Below are 19,116 nucleotides of genomic sequence, written 5' to 3' on the forward strand. Positions count from 1 at the left end.
CTTCTTTCTTCACGCACAATAATTTCTCTCTAATTTTCAATAACAAAAACCACTACAACCAAAAGGCTGTAGTGGGCATAGGGATAACAAATTGAATGATCTTTCTATCTACTTTGCAGCAGAGTTAAGATCTGTTGTTAAGAGTTTTGTTGCTTCATTTTTCTGGGCATTCTCTTTTAGGTAAGTATCGATGTAACCCTTATCCACACCGACAGGTAATAAATAAACCTTCCCCTCTTCTTGATATTGTACCAAGTCCATCGCTTGTGCTTCATTAACTTCAAGGATCGCAACTGAGGTTACCATGCTTTTCCCTTCTTTGGTCCCTGTCGTAATGCCCTCCTGGTTCTGGCGGTCACGAACTAATAATTCTTTTAGGTTTGGGTTTTCTTTTGATGTAATTGTTTGTGCCCTTCTCTGTTGATCGCCTTTTATGTATACAACGGCATCGACTAGCACGCCAGCTTTAATAAAGTCACCAGCACTTTTGTATTGATCGGATTGCACCCCGATGAGGTGATTGCCAGGCTTGATGGTTAAAGCTAGACCAAAAGGAGAATCTTTTGCATTCGTAATCATGGATTTTCGAATGGGCATTCCTTTGGTTAAGCCTATGCCTCCTGCAAACCACTCTTGATCTTGAATTTCTTTAAGATCTAGAATGGCATCGCTGGCAATCTCGCTAACTACCACTTCACGAGTCGTCAAATTTTCTTTTAAAGAACCGAAGGGTATAATATGTTCTTTTGGGACAAGGACATTTTTGGTCTGAACACGCTTATTCACATAATCATAGTTGATATACAGGGCTGCGCATGTAAGTGCAGAAGCGATAATAACAATAGCCGTGCCTCTAGTATATTGGTTCCATAAACTTTTCAAGCTTCATTCTCCTTCATTTATAATTGGTGAGGTAAGGGGTTCTTTTAGGAATCCTTATTGGATATTCTCCAATGCCTACCATAGTTCCTGAATATAAGGTGATATGGGTACTGAAAACAGCCTCTAGTCGGGGAGTTCCGTTTTGGTAAACCATAGTTACATCAAGCTGGCTATCTTTATAATCATCATTGCTTAATCCGTTATCCAGCTTTAGATTACTCTTTAAAACTTCGTTTACCGCAATCTGTGCTGCATTCATATCGAGCTGCAGCTCCCCTAAGCTGCGTGATGCATCATCCGTGCCTTGTATTAATCCGGCATCCAGTGCTTGTGAGAGTGCATCTCCAATCGCGTCATGCACAAGCTCGATACGGATCCTGTCAACAACAAAGATCATGACAAATACACAAAAATAAATGATAAACATCAATTTAACGCTACTCATGGCTCTTCTACTCCTACCGAATATAAGTCAGTGCAAAACCAGTTCGATATACATCAACAGGCATGGTAATGGTTTGCCCAAAGGGCCTCAAGGCATGGACTTCATAGGTTGTATGAGCACGTATCTCTATGGAAGATCCCCGTTGCACCGTTTTTGGTGTTGCCTGTATGGTTATATTATTTGGATTAAGACCATATTTAGAAGCCAAATCATCAAAGGAAGCTCTTGTAGAAGAATCAAAACCATTTTCAGCTTTTGCAATATCCAAAGTTTCATTAACGGTATCCTTCAAATATTGTTTGGTCATAATGTATCCGTATACGTCCACGCCGATATAAATAAATATAGCCAAGATTAAAACCAAAAACGGGATGAAGATTGATTGCGACTCCCCCCGTTGGTTGCTTACGTATCTCAGCATGCATTTTTTGATCATTTCACCATCACCCACTTGTTTGTCTTCCTTCATAATTAATTGATGGTACTGATTTTACCTGTAATTGTGGTCCAGAACGATTGTAAAAAGCCGCTTAAGAGCCCCCAAATTAAAAGGGCTATTAATACGGTAATCATGATCCATACCAATGCCCCTACACCTCTGCTCTCTCCTCGTTCGTTATTTAGGAGTTCCCATGATTTTGTTGCTTTAGCACGGCTCCAGGTATACAAGGATGTTTCTAGTTTCAATAGTTTCTTTTTCATTGATAGCAGCTCCTCTTAGTTTATTGTACTGATTTTACCTGTAATTGTGGTCCAGAACGATTGTAAAAAGCCGCTTAAGAGCCCCCAAATTAAAAGGGCTATTAATACAGTAATCATGATCCATACCAATGCCCCTACACCTCTGCTCTCTCCTCGTTCGTTATTTAGGAGTTCCCAAGATTTTGTTGCTTTAGCACGGCTCCAGGTATACAAGGATGTTTCTAGTTTCAATAGTTTCTTCTTCATTGATAACAGCTCCTCTTAGTTTATTTGAATTTAAATGGAATTAACTTTTTTAAGTACTTCATACATCGATAAAAATACAGCCACTAATGAACAAAATATTAATAATGCATTTAACACGGCTACTCTTTTAGGCTTGCTACTAGTGATCTGTTCTAAAGCAATCTTTCTTAGATCCAAGATTTCTTCTTTTATATCATCAAAATATGCCTTAGCTTCTTCATATCCATTATTGATACCAATTTTTACGGCTGAAGCAAATTGCATCATGACTGGTATGGTGGTTTCCTTTGCGAATAACTGGATGGCTTCCTCTGGCTTCATATTCAGGATGTTACCGTTGAGCCTTTTAAGAAGAAAGTTCATTCTACCCGTTGTATTCTTCTCTAGTTCCTGGAATACGGTAATGAATGGTTTGCCAGCTTCGAGAGCAATCATCATCTTATCGATTAATAAGGGCAAATCTTTAGTTATGGTCCTTTGCATCCCTTGAAATCGATTTCGAATACCTTTCACTTCATAAAAAAAGGTGAAAATTACCGAAGCTGGATAGGCTAGAGAAAACAACATTTCTCCTGTAACAAGAGGCAAGACTAATGTCGGTATAGAATACAGAATCGCTTTCACTAATTTTGCAGCCAGCATAACTTCAAATGTACTCTTCGTGTTGAGAAGATCATGCATCGTCCGGATATTCCTGCCAAATAACAATTCAATATTAATTCTTTTTTGGATTTTAGGAATCAATGAATAAGCTATAAATGATTCCATTTTCCCTTGTTTTGCTCGTTGATGCTCTGCTTCACTTTTAAGTAAACGGTTTGCCATTGAGCTATACATCTGCGATCTTTTGAAGTCAGGCAGCAATGCATGCGAAAGGTAGACCATAACACTTAAAACAACAATACCAATAATAATCTGAGCTACAAGCAATTCCATCCCTCCAATTCTACAGGTCTTCTAAGTTTAGCGTTAAATATTCATCGCCCTTTATAACACAAAAAATAGTGATGATAAAAAAAACAACGATATAAATTTGTCCGTGTAACGTATTCAAAAAGACGTTGCCATTTCCAGTATTCATTGTTGAAAGGATAGCAGGCATAGCCCATGCTAAAACAATCATTGCGTACAGTTTTTGATACTTCTGCTTATTTTTCAAATCTATTCCTTTGATTAATTTAACATCATAGCTCAAACTCCGATTTGTTTCTTTTAAGCTCTCTATGGATCTTAAATGAAACCCTTCTCGGTTTGCCATAAGCAGCTTGTCCGTAAAATCATTGAACTTCTTTACCCTCACCTCCTTATTTAACTCCTTAAACACCTGCTCTGCCGGCAAGTTTAATTTAAGTCCCTTCAGAGCCTTCTCGAAGAACACCCTGCTTTCGCCGTTAAAATCAGGCAATGCCATTTCCAATGCTCTTTCTAAAGATGGAAAATCGATTAATTTACTGGTATACATCTTCATGCTATCGGGCAATTCAAACAGGATGTTCTTTCTTTTTCTTGTTTTGATTTTCATCACAATAAATTTAGGAAGCATGAAGCTTAAAAATATTCCGACTGCTATAAAAAACAAATTTCCAATAAGTACAGCAATAATTAATCCCACGGAAGCAGACAAAATGACGATCATCATAAATTCCTTAAAATTTAATGAGATTCCAGCTGTTTCCGCTTCTTTTTTGATCTTGTCATACCCAAATAAGTTTGACAGATCATATTTGGCAGCAGTTTGATACCGATTCCCCTTTTTTAATTTAGGAACCAATAAGAATGCTGCAACTAACCAAATGAATAATAAGGCACCACCAAGGTAAGCTGTCACAATTCACACCACCTTGCGATTACTTCAGGGTTATTACGGTAAACCTTTTTCATTTTTGGCACTAGTTTTATTAACTTTCCAACTTTTTGAAACTCGCGTGTTTCAAAATTATATGAGAAAATCCGGTTCATAATTGGAACATTATCACCTTCAAATCCCATCAACTCTGATATGGCAGTAACTACCCTTACTCCATCGACCCACTCTTGAAAAAAGACAAGATCCAGGACACGACCTACCCGCCGAGCAGCTGTTTTTGTATCCCCAAGCAATTCAACTAATCTGCTTGGTACTTGATCGTCACTATCAGCATGGATGCTTAACAAGACCTGGTGACCTGTGTTTGCCGCTGTCATTGATTGTTCTGCAGCATCAGGGTCACGAACTTCACCAACTACAATGACATCCGGATTTTGACGTAAAGTTGCCTTGATAAGTTTGGCTAAATCCTGTCTACGTTCTTTTAATTCATGCCATTTAACAATAAGAGATGCAATGTTGGGGTAGTGCTTGAACGCAATTTTCTCTTTTAAGAGCATTTCTTCAGAATCTTCTACTGTTATGATCCGGTCTAATTTATCCATAAATAAAGGAAGCCGCAGCAAAGTAGTCGTTTTTCCGCTATTCGTTCCACCACCTACAGCAATATTTCCTCCAGTGGGTATGATATCTCTACAAAAATCCACAATCTCTTGTGACAAATTTCCATATTTGATGCAATCCTCATTACTATAGACATCCGGTGGGAATTTTCGTATCGATATTATAGGATACTTTGCACTTACCCCCCCTCGGGATATATCCAGCATGATGTTAATTCGAAACCCTCGATAATTGCTATCCACAATAGGATCATTAGCAGTTAGTGTCTTCCCCATTGGCATCAACATCTTATCAATGGTTCGGTAAATATGGTCCGTATCTTGGAACCGTATTTCCTTCTTATGTACCGGAAATCCATTCTCTTCAGCAATGACTTCGAAAGGCGAATTTATTTCTATGCTAGAAATGGTATCATCATCAAGCAAAGGTTGAAGGACACCCATCTCTGTTATTTCTCTTTGCACAATTGAGATAACCTTATTGATATCCATATTAAATCTCAGTTCAGCATGCTCCTTAATAAAGTCGGCTATATAATAGCAAACCTTGGCTCTTGCCTCTCGATCAATTAATGCCTTAATATATTCATCACTGTAATGATCCCGCAGATATTCCCTAGTTAATTTCATTAAACTTTCTAGCTGTTGGTTGTCGGAAGTGCTGAGCTCAGCTGAAATATGGAGATTTTCGGAATGGTATTCCAAATAATCAATGGGATTAACCATGCCAACATGCCTGGACTCCTCTTTATTTAGATCCTTATCTTCGCCCTTCAATGGAACAAAATCATTTCTGTTTAAAGGTTCTATACTGTCAATACGAAGCAATAGTTCACTCAAGTCCCTTAAAACATTTACTTCGATAAAACCATGTGCCTTTATAGTTGAATTCCAAATAACCCGATTGGGATCAATCCGGTAATCGTCTATAAGCCTCTTATGCATGGATAACGTCCAAATTAACTCAGAGACATCATTAAACGTCAAAACAATGCAATCGGCTTGCTGCAAAGTCATGAGCGTCATAGGAGATATTAATTGACCTTGCAATATGAACCAAACGCGCTGATAATGTTCTTTTAATCGATGGTTGATTAACTGGGGTACATCCAGCAGTGTTTGGTTTTTGTTTAATTTCAGTAATGTGGGCAAATCCGGCCTGCTCTTCTCATAGATCGGAATTAAATCGACTTCATTGGTCTTAACAACATAATCATCAAGAGAACGTAAACTGTCCCGTTCATAATCAATCAGTATCTGGTCAATGGTCTTCTCCTTTTCATATTTGTTTTCAAATGCAGCATACGACAACCGCGGGATCCCCATACAAGGAAACTCCGTTATGATCCCCTTCGACCCTTTTGCAGCATAATCCATCTTTGCCAATGATAAAGCCAGCATTGAAACATCACCGCCGCACGGGTGATAAACGGCAATTGATTTAGGCTGGTTTGCCCAGGCTGCATTAGTATCATTTACATTGGATCCATTAGATTGTTTGGAGCTTGTCCTTTTAAATAATTTAAGCATTCTATTCTTCCTTTCCCTTAATTTTGTATTTTTACACAATTCCACCCTTTCCTAAAATGTAGACGCAATAATAAGCCTCGTTTATGAACAAGGCTCTTAGTCATCATTATAAAATTACATATATTTACATTAAAAAAACGTTGGCTCGCGCCACGTCTAATGTCAATACTACCATGATTTTATTCCACTTGGCAATAGTTACCTTGTAAATATATTCCTCTTATTGTTAACATTTGGTATTATATTCCCATATATACCTTGAAGGATAGAAACATCTTTTGCTAATGTAAAAGGATCAGGTTGCAGCCTATTCATATGAAGACAAGCATTCATTTCTTTCTGCATTTTTTTATTCATCACTGATGTTAATTCCTCAAACATAGAGCCATCAGCAAAATTAACTAACACATGCCATTTTTTACGGAAATCCCATTGTTCAAAAAACGCCCAAGATTTAATAAATTCTTTAAAATCCCAAATCGCTCCTCCCATAGTCATGACTTGTAGATCAGTCCGTAAATATTCTTGGTGTTGTTGAGCATCTACAGCCATGATTGAGCCGAAATCAATTACAATATATTTGTACTGGCTATTTCCAATCTTTAATAGTGTCTCTATTGAATCACTGTGATAAAAATCCACATCTTTAAAAGAAAAACCGTAAGGCAATTGCGCTGCTTCATCTGTGATAAATGTATTAAATACGTTGTTCTTACCCAGCTCCACACACGCTACCTTACCCACATTTAATGATGCTAAATAGAGGGCTGTCTGTATGGAAGCATGTGTTGCTCCCTTCCCTGGACCAATGCCGCATATACCGATACGAACAGTTCCTACGATCCTGTCGTTAAACACAATTCTTGATGGTTTACTTTCTTTATTCGATTTATATTGCAAATCATCTGATTCAACAGATTCACCTGCTCTATCTGCTTCCAGGATTCCTTGCGCCCATGCCAACAACGAGTTTTTCCTTTTTGATATTTGCGAAGCCAAGGTACTGCTAGGGACTGTTTCAAATGCGGCTAAATTTCCAATACCTTGCTCTTCTTTCTTATGGCTCTCCTGGTCATTTTTCAGGATTTCCACATCTTCTATTATTGGTTCTTCATGTTTAATGGAGATCGTTTCTTTTGGAATTGTTATTTCCTGAGATTCCACTATTAACACATTCTCAATCAATTTCTCTTGATTTGCTGGATCCATCTTCGCTTCACGATTAAATTGTGTTTTTTCGATTTCCTCAATAACCTTCATTACATCAATATATTCATTTTCCTTGTGCTTCTGAAGGTTTTCGTCTTTGTTTAATTCCGTCGTTAGCTGCTCGACATCTTTTATTGTAGTGGACGGCAAAGAGTCCTTGTCTTCTTGAATCTTTTCTAGCTCTAGTGGGCTTTTAATTTCTTTGGTAATAGGCAGCGATGAATCCTTGTGTTCGTTTTTAATCTTCTCAATCTTAAGTGGTTGTATAATTTCTTCTGAAACGGGAACAAACTCCTTGACTCCTTCTTTATTAGATACTGGTTGTTCTTCTATTACTGGTTTAATGTCTTTTTCTGCTAATTGATCTATGTGCTTCTCTTCTTCCATCTCTTTGATTCTATTCAGAGCATGTTGGAGTTGTGGAGAAGTTTGTTCTATTGTTGCTTCTTTACCATTCCTTTTTAGAACACTTGAAATTTTAGTTAGTAAACTGTTTTTCTTCTTGGGATTACTAATAACAGGGGGTACAAATTGTTTGGTTTTGTTTTCTAATGGCAATTCATTTTTAGGCTGTACTTCTTGTTTTTTTGTTATATAAGAGAAGTCAGAATAACTCTTGGGTTCATTGATCCATGCCTTAATATTTTCAATTTCAAATTCATCGATAAAATGGAGGTCATATATTCCCAAATTGATGATCTGAAGCGTGAAAGAATGGTCGTTCTGCATTTCTTCAGCAAATTGTATGATCATACGAGTCTGGGACATGTTACTTCGAATTTCTTTTAATAATTCAATAACATCTTGCTTGCGTGTGACCCCTGCAAACGCATCCATTATTATTATTTCATTACGTAACGTTCTTAAGGTAGTGAAGTCTTTGAACTGCTCTAACGTTACATCACTACCTGATATGTAGTAGCCTTCTTGTTCTAATGCCTCTTGTAAAGCCCGATTGATCTCAACATCGTACACGAGATGAATAGTTGTTTTCATGGAGGCTCCTTCCATTAAAGATGAATAGTTTGCCCGCGGTATTTTACTCTAGATAAAAATGTTAAAAGTTCCTGCGGTTTCACATCATAGTTTATAGTAACTTTAGCTTCATTATCCAAAGACCAAGTTTCTATAGATAAGAAGTCCCATTCTCTGGTTAACAATAGGACAAGTTCTATAAAGGCAATTCTATTTCCAATACAATCATAACTAAGCTGGACTTGAAATAATGTAATTTTATTGTGATTTTGTTTCAAGTTAATAATTTGGTCTGGAAATTGCTCTAAGCAGGACTCCAAAATTCTCTTTGCATCAACATCCATTTCATTTTCACCCACATAGTATTATTTAGTTACCCCGTTTGTTAAAAGCTCCAAAATATCTGGTGCAAAATTAATTATAAAATAACCCAATGTTCCTAGGGCTAATACGGAAAATCCATATCCAATCATTTTTTTAAAGAATATTCCTACGAACATACAAATCAAAAATGCACCAATAACAACTGCTATATACATAACTGTTGAAGCTTTAATCGACTCGTAGAGCGTGTTCCCCTTTTCCTTTATCCCTTCTTGAAATTTTTCAGGTGTCGCTTCTGTTATATTCTTCTTTAAGCGATCATTAACAGAATCAAGCTTTTTTGCTTTTTGTGGATTGACGATAGAGTTATCGTTTGAATTGCTAGTTGGTGGCATATCTTCAGCATAAGCAGAGGATATAATAACATTTATTAAAATTATTACCACAAACAAGGATTTTTTGACCATTAATGTTTCCCCCCATACCCATATTTATAAGACTTTTAATTCATTGATCTTCTCTAATCCATTTCGTTCCATTTTGGAGTGTCATCATTCCAATCGCTGGTTTAACATACACAAGTGGATCCACCAGGGTCGTTTTTCCCTTTGCATCCAATATGTTCAATTCAAAATGCAAATGTGGACCTGTGCTGTCACCCACTTTTCCATAACCAATTTGGGCGATATATTGTCCCTTTTTTACTCTATCCCCTTTTTGGACTTGAAATTGATCATGCTGTAAGTGTGCATACAGGGTTTTAAGACCGTTTGGATGGCTTAGTATTACATAATATCCATACCCTACATTTCCACTACCTTGAGCCCCTGCATACTCTACAACACCTTCATCAATAGCATAGATATGTGTCCCTCCTGTGCCTGTAGCAATATCCATTCCTTTATGTGGGGTAGAGTGCCATGCATCAATGTCTCCGAAATGAGTTGTTTGTTTGAATGGCACATCAACAGGAAAAAACAAATTGGCACCGCTAATGGCTCCATTCACATAGGGCAAGCTTATCTTCACTTCCGAACTTCCTTTAAATTGGATGTCGTACAATTTTGCCAACTCAAAGGCAAGTTGTATATCCACTTCTTTCTTTATTCCTTTTGACTTCAAAAATTCCATTAGTGGTAGATTAAGCACATCAGGTGTATTCATTTTTGCTAGAATTTCTTTTATTTCGGTATTTACCAATACTCCACAAGAAGAACTGTATTCTGTACGCTTTACATCTTGCTTATAATCATAATTATAGGCACCCTCAAACGTATCAGCTTTTGCCAATAATAAGATAGGTGTGAGTTTAGTATCTGAATGAATCGAATAATTAACTGATACATTCCCTTCTTTGTCTGTATAGCTAGATGAACTACAAGATTGAGTGATGTTAGTGATCGTACTAGATCTCCAAGTGAAAGCAGGGCGTAACGCTTCAAATATTATGTCAGGCTGGAGCAATAGCTTTTTTTTGCCTGTAGTAGCTGGATCATTTACAATGCGATCCACAGCTGCTATTACTCCCCATGGCATAGCGTGGAGCTGCGCTTGTATCTTTTGGTCATCTGTTAATTTATCACTCCATTTTTTCGAAATATCAGCATAATCTTCAAACACATTTTTACGGCTTTCTATAAAATCAGGATCGTTACTGCCATAAAAAGCTGCGATTTTTTTTCCACTGGGGGAACCATCCAATAATACTTGTTTGGGAATGAGATATAACATGTTATACATTAAAAACCCACCGACGATAATAACGACGATGGGAACCCAAACTGGGGCTGTTTCACCTAGAATTGATATCAGTACTCTGCCTGTTGTTAAAATAACTTGTTTGGCAACCTTACCTACAGCTTTTTTAATTAATCGTTTGGCTACATGTGAAGCTTCTTGGGAAGTCTTTTTTCCTATTCCTGATACCATCTGCTCCATTTCATTATTTGCTTGCACTACAATCGCCCCCGTGTACGAGAGGGCTCATTGTTATCATCTGATTCCAGTGATTTGACCAACTCAGTTACTTTATCTCTTACTGTGTTATTTGCAGCTGGAAGCTCTGTAGCATTATTTTGTGAGTTTCTTTGCCCTATATAATCATTCCATAAGTCCTCATCAAAATTGCTATTTTGTGAATTATTTGTCGGTGCTCCATTCACTGATTGTATCGGGGTAAATCCTCCTTGTGATTCGTCAGATCCTCCACCTCCAACGCCTCCATTATTATCTACCGGTCCATTTCCTTGTGGTTCCGATGGTGGTTCTCCACTAGCCCCACCTTCACTTGGAGGTGATGATGATGCACCCCCACTAGTTCCACCATTACCTGAAGGATAGTTATCAGCAATATATTGTTTTAATTGACTTCTATCTGTTAATATACCTTTTGATTCGAATGCTTTCGATTTTGCAGCTTCATACCTGGCGTTAACGTTTTGATATTGTTGTTCGGCTTTCACTAGTTCAGCTGGTTTTTCTGGAGGGATGGTATATGGTACTTCTCCCGTATTGTCCTTGAACCATTGTGATCCAGGTCCATATAACCCTTGCTGCTCCATGAATTCATCTTTTGCATGATTAAAGTTCGCTTCAGCTGTTTTAAAATCCATGCTGTTATCGTGACCCAGCTTGACTGCATATAATTGTGCCTGTGCAGCCTTGTAATTAACTTCAGCATTACTAAAATCCTTGTGCTGTTCAGGTAGAGCCGGACGTGAAGATTCTGTGGAATTATCTTTATACCACTGAGAACCTTCCCCATATTGGCTCTTTAATTCTTGGAAATGAGCCTTAGCTGAATCAACTTGTGGCTTTAATTGGTTCATTTCGTTCACTGAATTTGCATATTGCTCCTGGTGTTGTTCGATAGCCTCTTTCCTTGCAGGAGCATCTTCAAAAGCGCTACCACCTGAAACAGCATTTATAAATCGTTCTGCACCCCATCCCATTTGAACAAGAGAGTTATTTAAAGAACCACCTTCACCACTTAAATACCTGCTTTCCATGCCAGCCCCTATGCCATCATCATGAGATGCAGATGCCATTAAACCGTCCATTCCTTTTCCCAAACCACCAAGCCCTCCGGTTAAAACTCTGCCTAAACTAGCCCCGATAGAATGCCCAATGATTGGATTACCTGTAATAGCAGTTGATGCAACTGCGCCTGCAAAACCAGCTGACGCTGAAACAGCTCCCCTTAGCAGTCCATTATTTGCAATGCTACCAAACACACCTTGCTTATTATTTGGAATTAATGGCGAATTGCTGGTATCACCCATTTCCGAGTTGCCTAAACTACTTTGATCATTTCCTTGGTTTCTCCCACCATTTGGTCGAAACATCCCTGAGAGTGCCATTACCGATGAAATTCCAGACATAGCACCAAGACCATTAGCAGCTGCTCCTTTAAAACCAGACCCATGGGACTCTATGCCAATCAACTGTCTGAAGAGTGAAACTATAGTGGGCATACCAACAAAATAGGCTATAAACAGCCAGATACTCATTGCTCCTTGAAATTGAAGTGCTAAAAAGAATAATCCTAATGCTAATGCATGAGCTGTATCCATAAAAGTATAAGATATTAACTCTTGCCACCATATTTGTTGCGAGTGTCGGAATGCTGGAAATATGGATAAAACACAAACTATGGGAAAACTAATAAGTAATGCACCTAAAATGAATACTCTAAGTGCATATTGATAATTCATTAACGCAGTCATAAAGGTAGCCAGTAAAGCTAATATAGAAGCGATTATCGTTTTATTGGCTACAAAACCAATCATGCCAACATTTCCCCAGACCATGTGTAAAAAAGTATCTATGTGCACCCCATTATCAATCAATCCGTTCCAAACAATATCTGTAGAATAGCTATTAATCGTAAATACAACATCCCAGAGATGGCTTCCGAATTTCAAGGAGATTAATCCAATTAAAAAGCTCATTGCATAATCTTTCGTCCTTGATCGTCCCTCTTGAGAACCACTAAAAAATGCCATATGAAACCCAAATAACATCAATAAAATCACTAGTGGATATGGCATGTAATTATCGAATAATGAGTATAAAACATTTATAGCTTGGAAAAACCCTTGTTCAAATACCCCGTATACCTGATCGGCCCGACAATTGTATTGGAAACAACCCGTTGTAGATTGTGCTTCATCATCAGCTGCTAGGTCTTTCCCAAAAATAAGTAGGGTAATGTCTTTCATATCGAATAAATTGAATATACCATTCGCAAAATTGTTCATCATTTCACTTAGAAAAGATTCTCCTAGTCCTGGTTCTTCCACTATGTTGTTAACAATTTTATTGTTATATTCTTCCATCTTCGAGCCTAGTACTCCATACTGCGGATTAAACTTCCCTCCATTTGTAGGTATTGTTGGAACAGTCTCTATTCGCTTTGTTACCGTCTGAAATTTTGCTAATTCAGACTCTGTCCTTACTCTAGCTGGATCTGTTACATATTCAAGCAGAGAATCCGGTTTTTTAAGAAATTGTGGAATATCAAATTTAATTCCAGAACCCAGCATAGATTCAGTAACACTGTCTGGATATGCAAGAAAATCATCGTACGTATATTTTTGGAAAGGTCTTGTACTTAATGTGAGAATTTCTCCGTGAAATATAACTCCATAATTACTTAATGCTGCTGCTTTTTGAGATACCTTTGCCCAAGAATTCCAGCATACATTATCTTTACTAAAAATTGACCATGATTCACACTTATCTCTTTCCTCAATAACTGCACTAATGAGTTGACCTAGTGCTGCATTTAATTTTAAGCTCATCTCCTTATCATTTGGATCCCATATCCGAGTAACTTTATTGTCAAAGTTACCATCTTCATCTTTTCCATTAATCGCTGGACTCACCACTGGGGTATACAATGTATAAGTCGCAGCAGCATAAGAATTTGTGGGAAATAGAAAAAATGACTGCAATACGAATGACACAATAACAATAAGAAAAATTATTCTTCTCATTTTACCACCTAACCCGTCTGTTCTTGATTGACAGATTTATTTCTCTTTTCCAGCAAATCTCTTATGTATATTTTCCGTTGGGCATAAGCAGGATCGTTAGGATCTGTAGTAAATAACATGTGCTCGAATTTGGTTGCTTGAACTTGCAATATTGTCGACTCGTTATCTATTTTCAAAACAACTTTCCCTCTCGAAGCTTGGTTAACCAGGAAGTGAGCTTCGCCCTCACTTAAATTAAGCATTCCTTGGACGGAGTCAATATCGATTTTTTCTTGCAAGCCGATGATTTTAATCGGACTATTCTTTATAGCTGCTATCCCTGCCGCTGACTTTGTATACACTTCTAATCCTTGTGTAACTGAAATGATTCCGGTATTAGTTGAACGGCCCTCTCTATACGAGCTTTCCGCCCAAACCCCGCCAACATCAGGATCATTAAAAATGTTTTGTGCTTCTTCTATGACTTCCAATTTTTTTATATCCGGATTTTTCTTTGCCCACTTCTCAGTAATCCAGCGCTGTGCAGCAACAAGCCCAAGAGGACGCATGATATCCTTGTCTAAGCGATTTAAAGCTATCGCAAATATGGGAGCATCTTTTACTGATACGGTCGATTGTCCATCAAAAATTGACATTGAGGGAGCTTTACCTGTTTTGGTGAACTGTATGAAAATATCTGCTGCGATTCTAACTGCTTCTTTATCTGATTTTTCCATCATATCGTGAAGACCATTTAGTTCAGGCATCTTTTTATATGTTCTTCCTATTCTAAATTTACCATCTCCGGTACTAGATGCCGTAAATAAACTCTCTGGATCCTCGGTTATCTCAGCATCTTCATACTGCGTCCTTATGGAATTGGAAATGAATACTTTAACCTCACCAGTCAAAATATTCCGGTCATATACGGATATCATTTTATATACTAAGGCTTGTACAAAATTGGCTGCTTCCTCTATGTCTACATAACGGGAGCCATCCGGCATTTCTGTAATATCAACATCATAAGGATTGATACGATCTTGTGAGTGCTGGCTCAACTCAATGAACGGACAGTTCATGGCAATCATGTAATCGCGATATTCGCCTTTCCAATCGAGAATGCCAACACGCCTGCGGATATGAGTGTTACGATTCACCAAGGTCATAACTACATAAGTTTTACCAGCTCCACTACGACCTATAACGCAAGCATGCTGATTAGTAAGGTCAGGATGCCAATTTTCTAAAAAAACAGGCTTTCCCATAAATATTTCGCGCCCAAGTATGATTCCTGTCCTGTGGCTAATACCTCCATAACCAAATGGGAACAAGTCAGCTACATTTGATGTTTCAAAGCTAAGGAAGTGCTCTTTAGGTACTTCGCTTGTTGTTAAAGGAAGGATCGCCCTGAGAGCATCTAATTGCCGCCCATCGGCTGACCTTAATATGATTGACTTACCAGAAAATCTTTTGACCAAGGAGTTGCAATATTTTTTCAGTGCTTTCCAATCGGTTCCACTGGCAATGGCTTGGATAGAAACACGGTAGCTACGTTCCGTATTTCTCCTTATACGTCCTTGACGTGCCTTTAAGTCTTTGACTTCATCCATCATCGAATCTCTTTTGCTTACATCTTTCTCAGAGGCTAGATCGCTTAATAACCCTGTGATTCTTCTTCCTATGGCATCAAGTTCCCTATCATTAGCTGAAGGGCGAACATGGATAGCAAAATCCATGTCTGCTTCCCCGAAGTCCCCGACAACCAAAGAATCGAGCATGCCCGCCCAGGTGTTCCCAGCACTAATCTGGGCAAAGAACGATCTATAGTACCTTACAGGAACTGCTGTCCCGCCAACTTCTACTGCATAGTCTGTCATCTTTATACCTTCTGCGCTTAATTCTTTAGGCAAAGTTTCTCTAATTATCGAAGGGCTAATAAAATCAATGCCTTCAGGTTTAGCATCATCAAAATCAGGCTGCTTTTTGTAGGGTTTTTGTTTAACTTCACCACTCTTTCCATACCATAACTTAATTAGCATTTTCTTTAGCATCATCTGCACCTCCATATTCAAATTGTAATAGTTTCTTCGTAATTGAATTTATATTTACTGTAAAGCTCTGAGCATCATTAGCATCTTTTAACCTTGCCCACACAGCCATTTCTTTTTGTAGCATTTGGTACGTCATTTGATAAACACCTTCACGATCTAATAACCGGCATTTCATGCCGATTTGCTGGCTATGTGAAAATATTTCATTACATGATTCATCAAGAACTTGTTGAGCAAGATCCATTAATTCGTCTTCAGGCATGCCTTTGGTTTCGCTAGTTTGTTTTCCAATAAAATCATCCAATACATTCATGCCTGTTTTCACGCCAGAGTCAATCGAATCTGAAGTAGGATTAAAATGTAAAATGTAATAATTCTTATAGTCCCTTATATTTTGTTCATCATCTTGTTTATTTAAATCATTAACGACATGTTCAGCACACTCTCTCATTTCTGGTGTAAGAATAGGATTGTCAATAAACTGAGCCTGGTACCACGATGAATAATCTTTTAAGCCCAAGTATTGTGATTGAACCAGGATTGTGTAAGGAAAACCTAATGTGTTTACTAAATCACGAAAATTCATCCAGATCATGGCTTGCTCATTTTTGGATGATGTTTGTCCGTTTACCGATTGCACCTCGATAATATAACGGAACATATTATTATGTTGAATTAAACCTTGAGTACTAACCGTAACATCACTGCCGAGCAAATCTTGTACGGTTTCCAAAGATTTACGCTGTTTTAACCTTGGACGGATAAATAATAGAAAAATGGTTGCCACAATGGCAACCACAAATAGATATCTGATAATCTGCAAGTTAATAATCCCCGCCCTTTTTAATGTTTTTCTTTCTGTATAAGAATTTTCTTCTCCTGAATCGTAATATCAATATAATAAAAAAATAATGACCGATTGTTAAACCGGTCCGAGGATGTTTGGCGTAACAAAAAAACATACTTAATGCCAATGGGAGCCCATAATGAACACGGCTTAAAATAGAATACTCTAGGGGCAGCAACGGAATGATTTGGCTTGCCTTATAGGATAGATAAGCTCCCGATCCTATCCATAGGGTTTGACCAAATGAGAAGCGACCTATTAAACGTTCTTTAATATTAGAATTGTACGGAAGTGGATGGTGCTGTCCCCACATTTATTTTCACGCCCTTACTGATTAATTAAGTTGGGTCATAATCCATAATTCCGAGGATGGCACCAAGTATATCTTCTGGAAAAATAGCTACGTATAATCCAAGTAAAAAGAATATAATTCTCATTTTCATAGCTGCAAGTCCTTGGGGATTAGCAGCTCCATACATGCCCCATCCTATCCAGCATATAAAAAGCACGGCAAATAAGATACCTACTTGTCTTACAATGGAGAGGAGTTTTGTTGTTGATTCATCTATCTTGTCAGTTAAACCCTCACTACTGCCTGCTTTTATTTTATCCATAGTACCTCCAGCTTTTGCGGGGGTTGTTATCGCTGGTGTGCCTCCTGCAAAAACCAATGTGCCAAACATCATTGAAATACAAAGCATCAATATTAAAGCCATTCCCTTTTTCATACAGATCCCCCTATGTAGCTTAATTTACTAGAAATATTTTAATTAGCTCCGTTATTAACTAATTCCATAAGGTTCAATATGATCGCCTCCTTTAACTAATTAACTAATTTCATAAAGCAGCGTACTATATACTCATCGAAATGTGTGCCACTATGATCAAAAATGTACTGTATAGCGTCTTTATGGGACCACTCGTTTTTATAAGACCGACTACTAACCAAAGCATCATATACATCACAAATAGCACATATACGTGCTACTACAGGTATTTCATCTTTTTTCATCAGTTAGGATAACCATTACCTTGAACCTCTCATGACTAAAGTCACGAGATTCTTGGGTAGTCCCTTCTAACGAAGAGAAGTTTACCGAGCTAACCCTGTCGTTCCGACAGTTCGTGTAAGGATTACACAGCAAGAAGTCTTTTGCCTTCGGCAAGAATGTTCAGGCTTGCGTTAAAGTCTCGGTCGTGGTGCGCTCCACATTCTGGGCAGTCCCATTCACGCAACTTTAAGTCTTTTACATCTTTGTGCTTATAGCCACAGCAGGAGCATAGCTGCGAAGATGCGAATGTTTTACCCACAGCCACAACGATGCGACCATACCACTTCGCTTTGTACTCTAGCATGGAGCGAAAAATCGACCAGGAAACCTCGCTAATTGCCTTGGCTAACTTATGATTCTTGACCATATTGGCTACCTGTAAATCTTCAATCGCAATGATGTCGTGGTTTTTGACAATATGCGCTGAAATCTTTTGCAAGTAGTCCGTACGAGCATTCGTGATTTTCTCGTGAATACGCGCTACTTTGATGCGTTGCTTGTTCCAATTGCTGCTGCCTTTCATCATGCGTGAAAGTTTCCGCTGTGTTCTTGCCAGTTTTTCTTCCAGTCTGCGAAAGAATTTAAGGTTTCCAACGACTACGCCATTAGATAGAATTGCAAAATCTTTTAAGCCAACATCGATGCCAACTTCTTTGCCTGTTTGGGGCAACTCAGGGACGTTGGCTTCTGCAAGCACAGATACAAAGTATTTGCCGCTTGGATTGCGTCTAATCGTAGTGTTCAGGATACACCCTTCAACTTCACGGCTTTTAGCAAATTTCACAAGTCCAAGTTTAGGTAACTTGATCTGATTGTCTACAATTTCAATAATTCCATTCGTGTAGTTGGTTTGGTAAGACTGTGCAGGATTCTTTTTACTCTTAAACTTAGGCGCATCGTTTTGTTTTTTGAAAAAGCGATTGTATGCGTCACTCAAATTCCGTAGTGCATTTTGTAAAGAAAATTTGTCCGGTTCTTTCAACCAGTCTATTTCTTGTTTTAGTTTTGTGAGTTCAGCAGAACATGCACCATAAGATAAGCCTTTTCCTGTCTCTCTGTAAGTGTCACTCCATTGGGCTAGAAAACGATTAAACACAAATCGAGCACATCCAATCGTCTTGTTAATGAGTGTTGCTTGTTCAGGCGTGGGGTAAATGCGGAATTTGTAAGCTTTATTCACAACCATTGCTTGTCACTTCACTTTCTGATTTTGAATATACGTTCTGATCTGTGCTTCTGTATGTTTACTTACGGCTGCTACAAAATATGAGGGATTCCAAAGATTTCCTCCCTACAATTTCTGTTTAATCTTTGGAAACTCTTTAAACAAACGTCTCGCGGAAACACCTTTTAATGCTTTAATCATGCCAGGTATCGAATGCTGTGGTGTACAATCCACTAAAAGATGAATGTGATCGGAGTCACTTTCAATTTCAGATATAGT

General features: G+C 38.1%; 18 protein-coding genes and 1 pseudogene. All 19 read right to left on the reverse strand.

Annotated elements, in window-relative coordinates:
• Nucleotides 1-108: 108 nt before the first annotated feature.
• The gene (locus G9U52_RS34650) at nucleotides 109-882 is read right to left on the reverse strand and encodes an RcpC/CpaB family pilus assembly protein (RefSeq protein WP_166156671.1); all 774 of its coding nucleotides are present in this window, start codon (nucleotides 880-882) and stop codon (nucleotides 109-111) included.
• Nucleotides 883-895: 13 nt separating this feature from the next.
• Nucleotides 896-1,327: a hypothetical protein gene (locus G9U52_RS34655; protein ID WP_166156673.1), complete on the reverse strand. Its 432-nt coding sequence runs from the start codon at nucleotides 1,325-1,327 to the stop codon at nucleotides 896-898.
• Between the two features lie 13 nt (nucleotides 1,328-1,340).
• The gene (locus G9U52_RS34660) at nucleotides 1,341-1,796 is read right to left on the reverse strand and encodes a DUF4320 family protein (protein ID WP_207953394.1); all 456 of its coding nucleotides are present in this window, start codon (nucleotides 1,794-1,796) and stop codon (nucleotides 1,341-1,343) included.
• A 2-nt stretch (nucleotides 1,797-1,798) separates the two neighbouring features.
• Entirely contained in the window at nucleotides 1,799-2,029 is a 231-nt protein-coding gene (locus G9U52_RS34665) for a hypothetical protein (protein ID WP_166156677.1), read from the reverse strand.
• A gap of 15 nt (nucleotides 2,030-2,044) precedes the next feature.
• Nucleotides 2,045-2,275 carry a hypothetical protein gene (locus G9U52_RS34670; RefSeq protein WP_166156677.1) on the reverse strand — a complete coding sequence of 77 codons (231 nt, stop codon included), beginning with the start codon at nucleotides 2,273-2,275 and terminating at the stop codon, nucleotides 2,045-2,047.
• Between the two features lie 30 nt (nucleotides 2,276-2,305).
• Nucleotides 2,306-3,211 carry a hypothetical protein gene (locus G9U52_RS34675; protein ID WP_166156679.1) on the reverse strand — a complete coding sequence of 302 codons (906 nt, stop codon included), beginning with the start codon at nucleotides 3,209-3,211 and terminating at the stop codon, nucleotides 2,306-2,308.
• 10 nt (nucleotides 3,212-3,221) lie between these two features.
• Nucleotides 3,222-4,103, reverse strand: coding sequence for a type II secretion system F family protein (locus G9U52_RS34680; RefSeq protein ID WP_166156681.1), 882 nt, complete (start codon nucleotides 4,101-4,103; stop codon nucleotides 3,222-3,224).
• Nucleotides 4,100-6,235 (reverse strand): ATPase, T2SS/T4P/T4SS family, encoded by a 2,136-nt coding sequence (locus tag G9U52_RS34685; protein ID WP_166156691.1) that lies wholly within the window; start codon nucleotides 6,233-6,235, stop codon nucleotides 4,100-4,102. Before G9U52_RS34685 ends, G9U52_RS34680 begins: the two co-directional genes overlap by 4 nt.
• Before the next feature lie 198 nt (nucleotides 6,236-6,433).
• Complete coding sequence (locus G9U52_RS34690; protein WP_166156693.1) at nucleotides 6,434-8,440, reverse strand: hypothetical protein; 2,007 nt, start codon at nucleotides 8,438-8,440, stop codon at nucleotides 6,434-6,436.
• Nucleotides 8,441-8,454: 14 nt separating this feature from the next.
• Complete coding sequence (locus tag G9U52_RS34695; RefSeq protein ID WP_166156695.1) at nucleotides 8,455-8,763, reverse strand: hypothetical protein; 309 nt, start codon at nucleotides 8,761-8,763, stop codon at nucleotides 8,455-8,457.
• Nucleotides 8,764-8,784: 21 nt separating this feature from the next.
• Entirely contained in the window at nucleotides 8,785-9,210 is a 426-nt protein-coding gene (locus G9U52_RS34700; protein ID WP_166156697.1) for a hypothetical protein, read from the reverse strand.
• A 40-nt stretch (nucleotides 9,211-9,250) separates the two neighbouring features.
• Complete coding sequence (locus G9U52_RS41510; RefSeq protein WP_166156699.1) at nucleotides 9,251-10,699, reverse strand: M23 family metallopeptidase; 1,449 nt, start codon at nucleotides 10,697-10,699, stop codon at nucleotides 9,251-9,253.
• The gene (locus G9U52_RS34710; RefSeq protein WP_166156702.1) at nucleotides 10,699-13,740 is read right to left on the reverse strand and encodes a hypothetical protein; all 3,042 of its coding nucleotides are present in this window, start codon (nucleotides 13,738-13,740) and stop codon (nucleotides 10,699-10,701) included. The genes G9U52_RS41510 and G9U52_RS34710 overlap by 1 nt, the downstream gene beginning before the upstream one ends.
• A gap of 8 nt (nucleotides 13,741-13,748) precedes the next feature.
• Complete coding sequence (locus G9U52_RS34715; protein WP_243767734.1) at nucleotides 13,749-15,776, reverse strand: VirB4 family type IV secretion system protein; 2,028 nt, start codon at nucleotides 15,774-15,776, stop codon at nucleotides 13,749-13,751.
• On the reverse strand, nucleotides 15,751-16,596 hold the full coding sequence (locus G9U52_RS34720; protein WP_166156705.1) for a hypothetical protein: 846 nt from the start codon (nucleotides 16,594-16,596) through the stop codon (nucleotides 15,751-15,753). The genes G9U52_RS34715 and G9U52_RS34720 overlap by 26 nt, the downstream gene beginning before the upstream one ends.
• Nucleotides 16,597-16,958: 362 nt before the next feature.
• Nucleotides 16,959-17,348: a hypothetical protein gene (locus G9U52_RS34725; protein WP_166156708.1), complete on the reverse strand. Its 390-nt coding sequence runs from the start codon at nucleotides 17,346-17,348 to the stop codon at nucleotides 16,959-16,961.
• Nucleotides 17,349-17,443: 95 nt separating this feature from the next.
• Nucleotides 17,444-17,632 carry an HD-GYP domain-containing protein gene (locus G9U52_RS41985; protein ID WP_375790315.1) on the reverse strand — a complete coding sequence of 63 codons (189 nt, stop codon included), beginning with the start codon at nucleotides 17,630-17,632 and terminating at the stop codon, nucleotides 17,444-17,446.
• Between the two features lie 122 nt (nucleotides 17,633-17,754).
• Nucleotides 17,755-18,858, reverse strand: coding sequence for an IS200/IS605 family element RNA-guided endonuclease TnpB (gene tnpB / locus G9U52_RS34730; protein ID WP_166156711.1), 1,104 nt, complete (start codon nucleotides 18,856-18,858; stop codon nucleotides 17,755-17,757).
• A 6-nt stretch (nucleotides 18,859-18,864) separates the two neighbouring features.
• Nucleotides 18,865-19,116, reverse strand: a pseudogene (gene tnpA / locus G9U52_RS34735) (IS200/IS605 family transposase); the annotation flags it as partial.

This window comes from Paenibacillus agricola (genome assembly GCF_011440305.1).
Lineage (GTDB): Bacteria > Bacillota > Bacilli > Paenibacillales > NBRC-103111 > Paenibacillus_S > Paenibacillus_S agricola.

Coding starts and splice junctions, on each gene's coding strand:
- G9U52_RS34655 (WP_166156673.1), bottom strand. CDS start 1,327: ATGAGTAGCGTTAAATTGATGTTTATCATTTATTTTTGTGTATTTGTC.
- G9U52_RS34660 (WP_207953394.1), bottom strand. CDS start 1,796: ATGAAGGAAGACAAACAAGTGGGTGATGGTGAAATGATCAAAAAATGC.
- G9U52_RS34665 (WP_166156677.1), bottom strand. CDS start 2,029: ATGAAAAAGAAACTATTGAAACTAGAAACATCCTTGTATACCTGGAGC.
- G9U52_RS34670 (WP_166156677.1), bottom strand. CDS start 2,275: ATGAAGAAGAAACTATTGAAACTAGAAACATCCTTGTATACCTGGAGC.
- G9U52_RS34675 (WP_166156679.1), bottom strand. CDS start 3,211: ATGGAATTGCTTGTAGCTCAGATTATTATTGGTATTGTTGTTTTAAGT.
- G9U52_RS34685 (WP_166156691.1), bottom strand. CDS start 6,235: ATGCTTAAATTATTTAAAAGGACAAGCTCCAAACAATCTAATGGATCC.
- G9U52_RS34690 (WP_166156693.1), bottom strand. CDS start 8,440: ATGAAAACAACTATTCATCTCGTGTACGATGTTGAGATCAATCGGGCT.
- G9U52_RS34695 (WP_166156695.1), bottom strand. CDS start 8,763: ATGGATGTTGATGCAAAGAGAATTTTGGAGTCCTGCTTAGAGCAATTT.
- G9U52_RS34700 (WP_166156697.1), bottom strand. CDS start 9,210: ATGGTCAAAAAATCCTTGTTTGTGGTAATAATTTTAATAAATGTTATT.
- G9U52_RS34710 (WP_166156702.1), bottom strand. CDS start 13,740: ATGAGAAGAATAATTTTTCTTATTGTTATTGTGTCATTCGTATTGCAG.
- G9U52_RS34715 (WP_243767734.1), bottom strand. CDS start 15,776: ATGATGCTAAAGAAAATGCTAATTAAGTTATGGTATGGAAAGAGTGGT.
- G9U52_RS34725 (WP_166156708.1), bottom strand. CDS start 17,348: ATGAAAAAGGGAATGGCTTTAATATTGATGCTTTGTATTTCAATGATG.
- G9U52_RS41985 (WP_375790315.1), bottom strand. CDS start 17,632: ATGAAAAAAGATGAAATACCTGTAGTAGCACGTATATGTGCTATTTGT.
- tnpB (WP_166156711.1), bottom strand. CDS start 18,858: ATGGTTGTGAATAAAGCTTACAAATTCCGCATTTACCCCACGCCTGAA.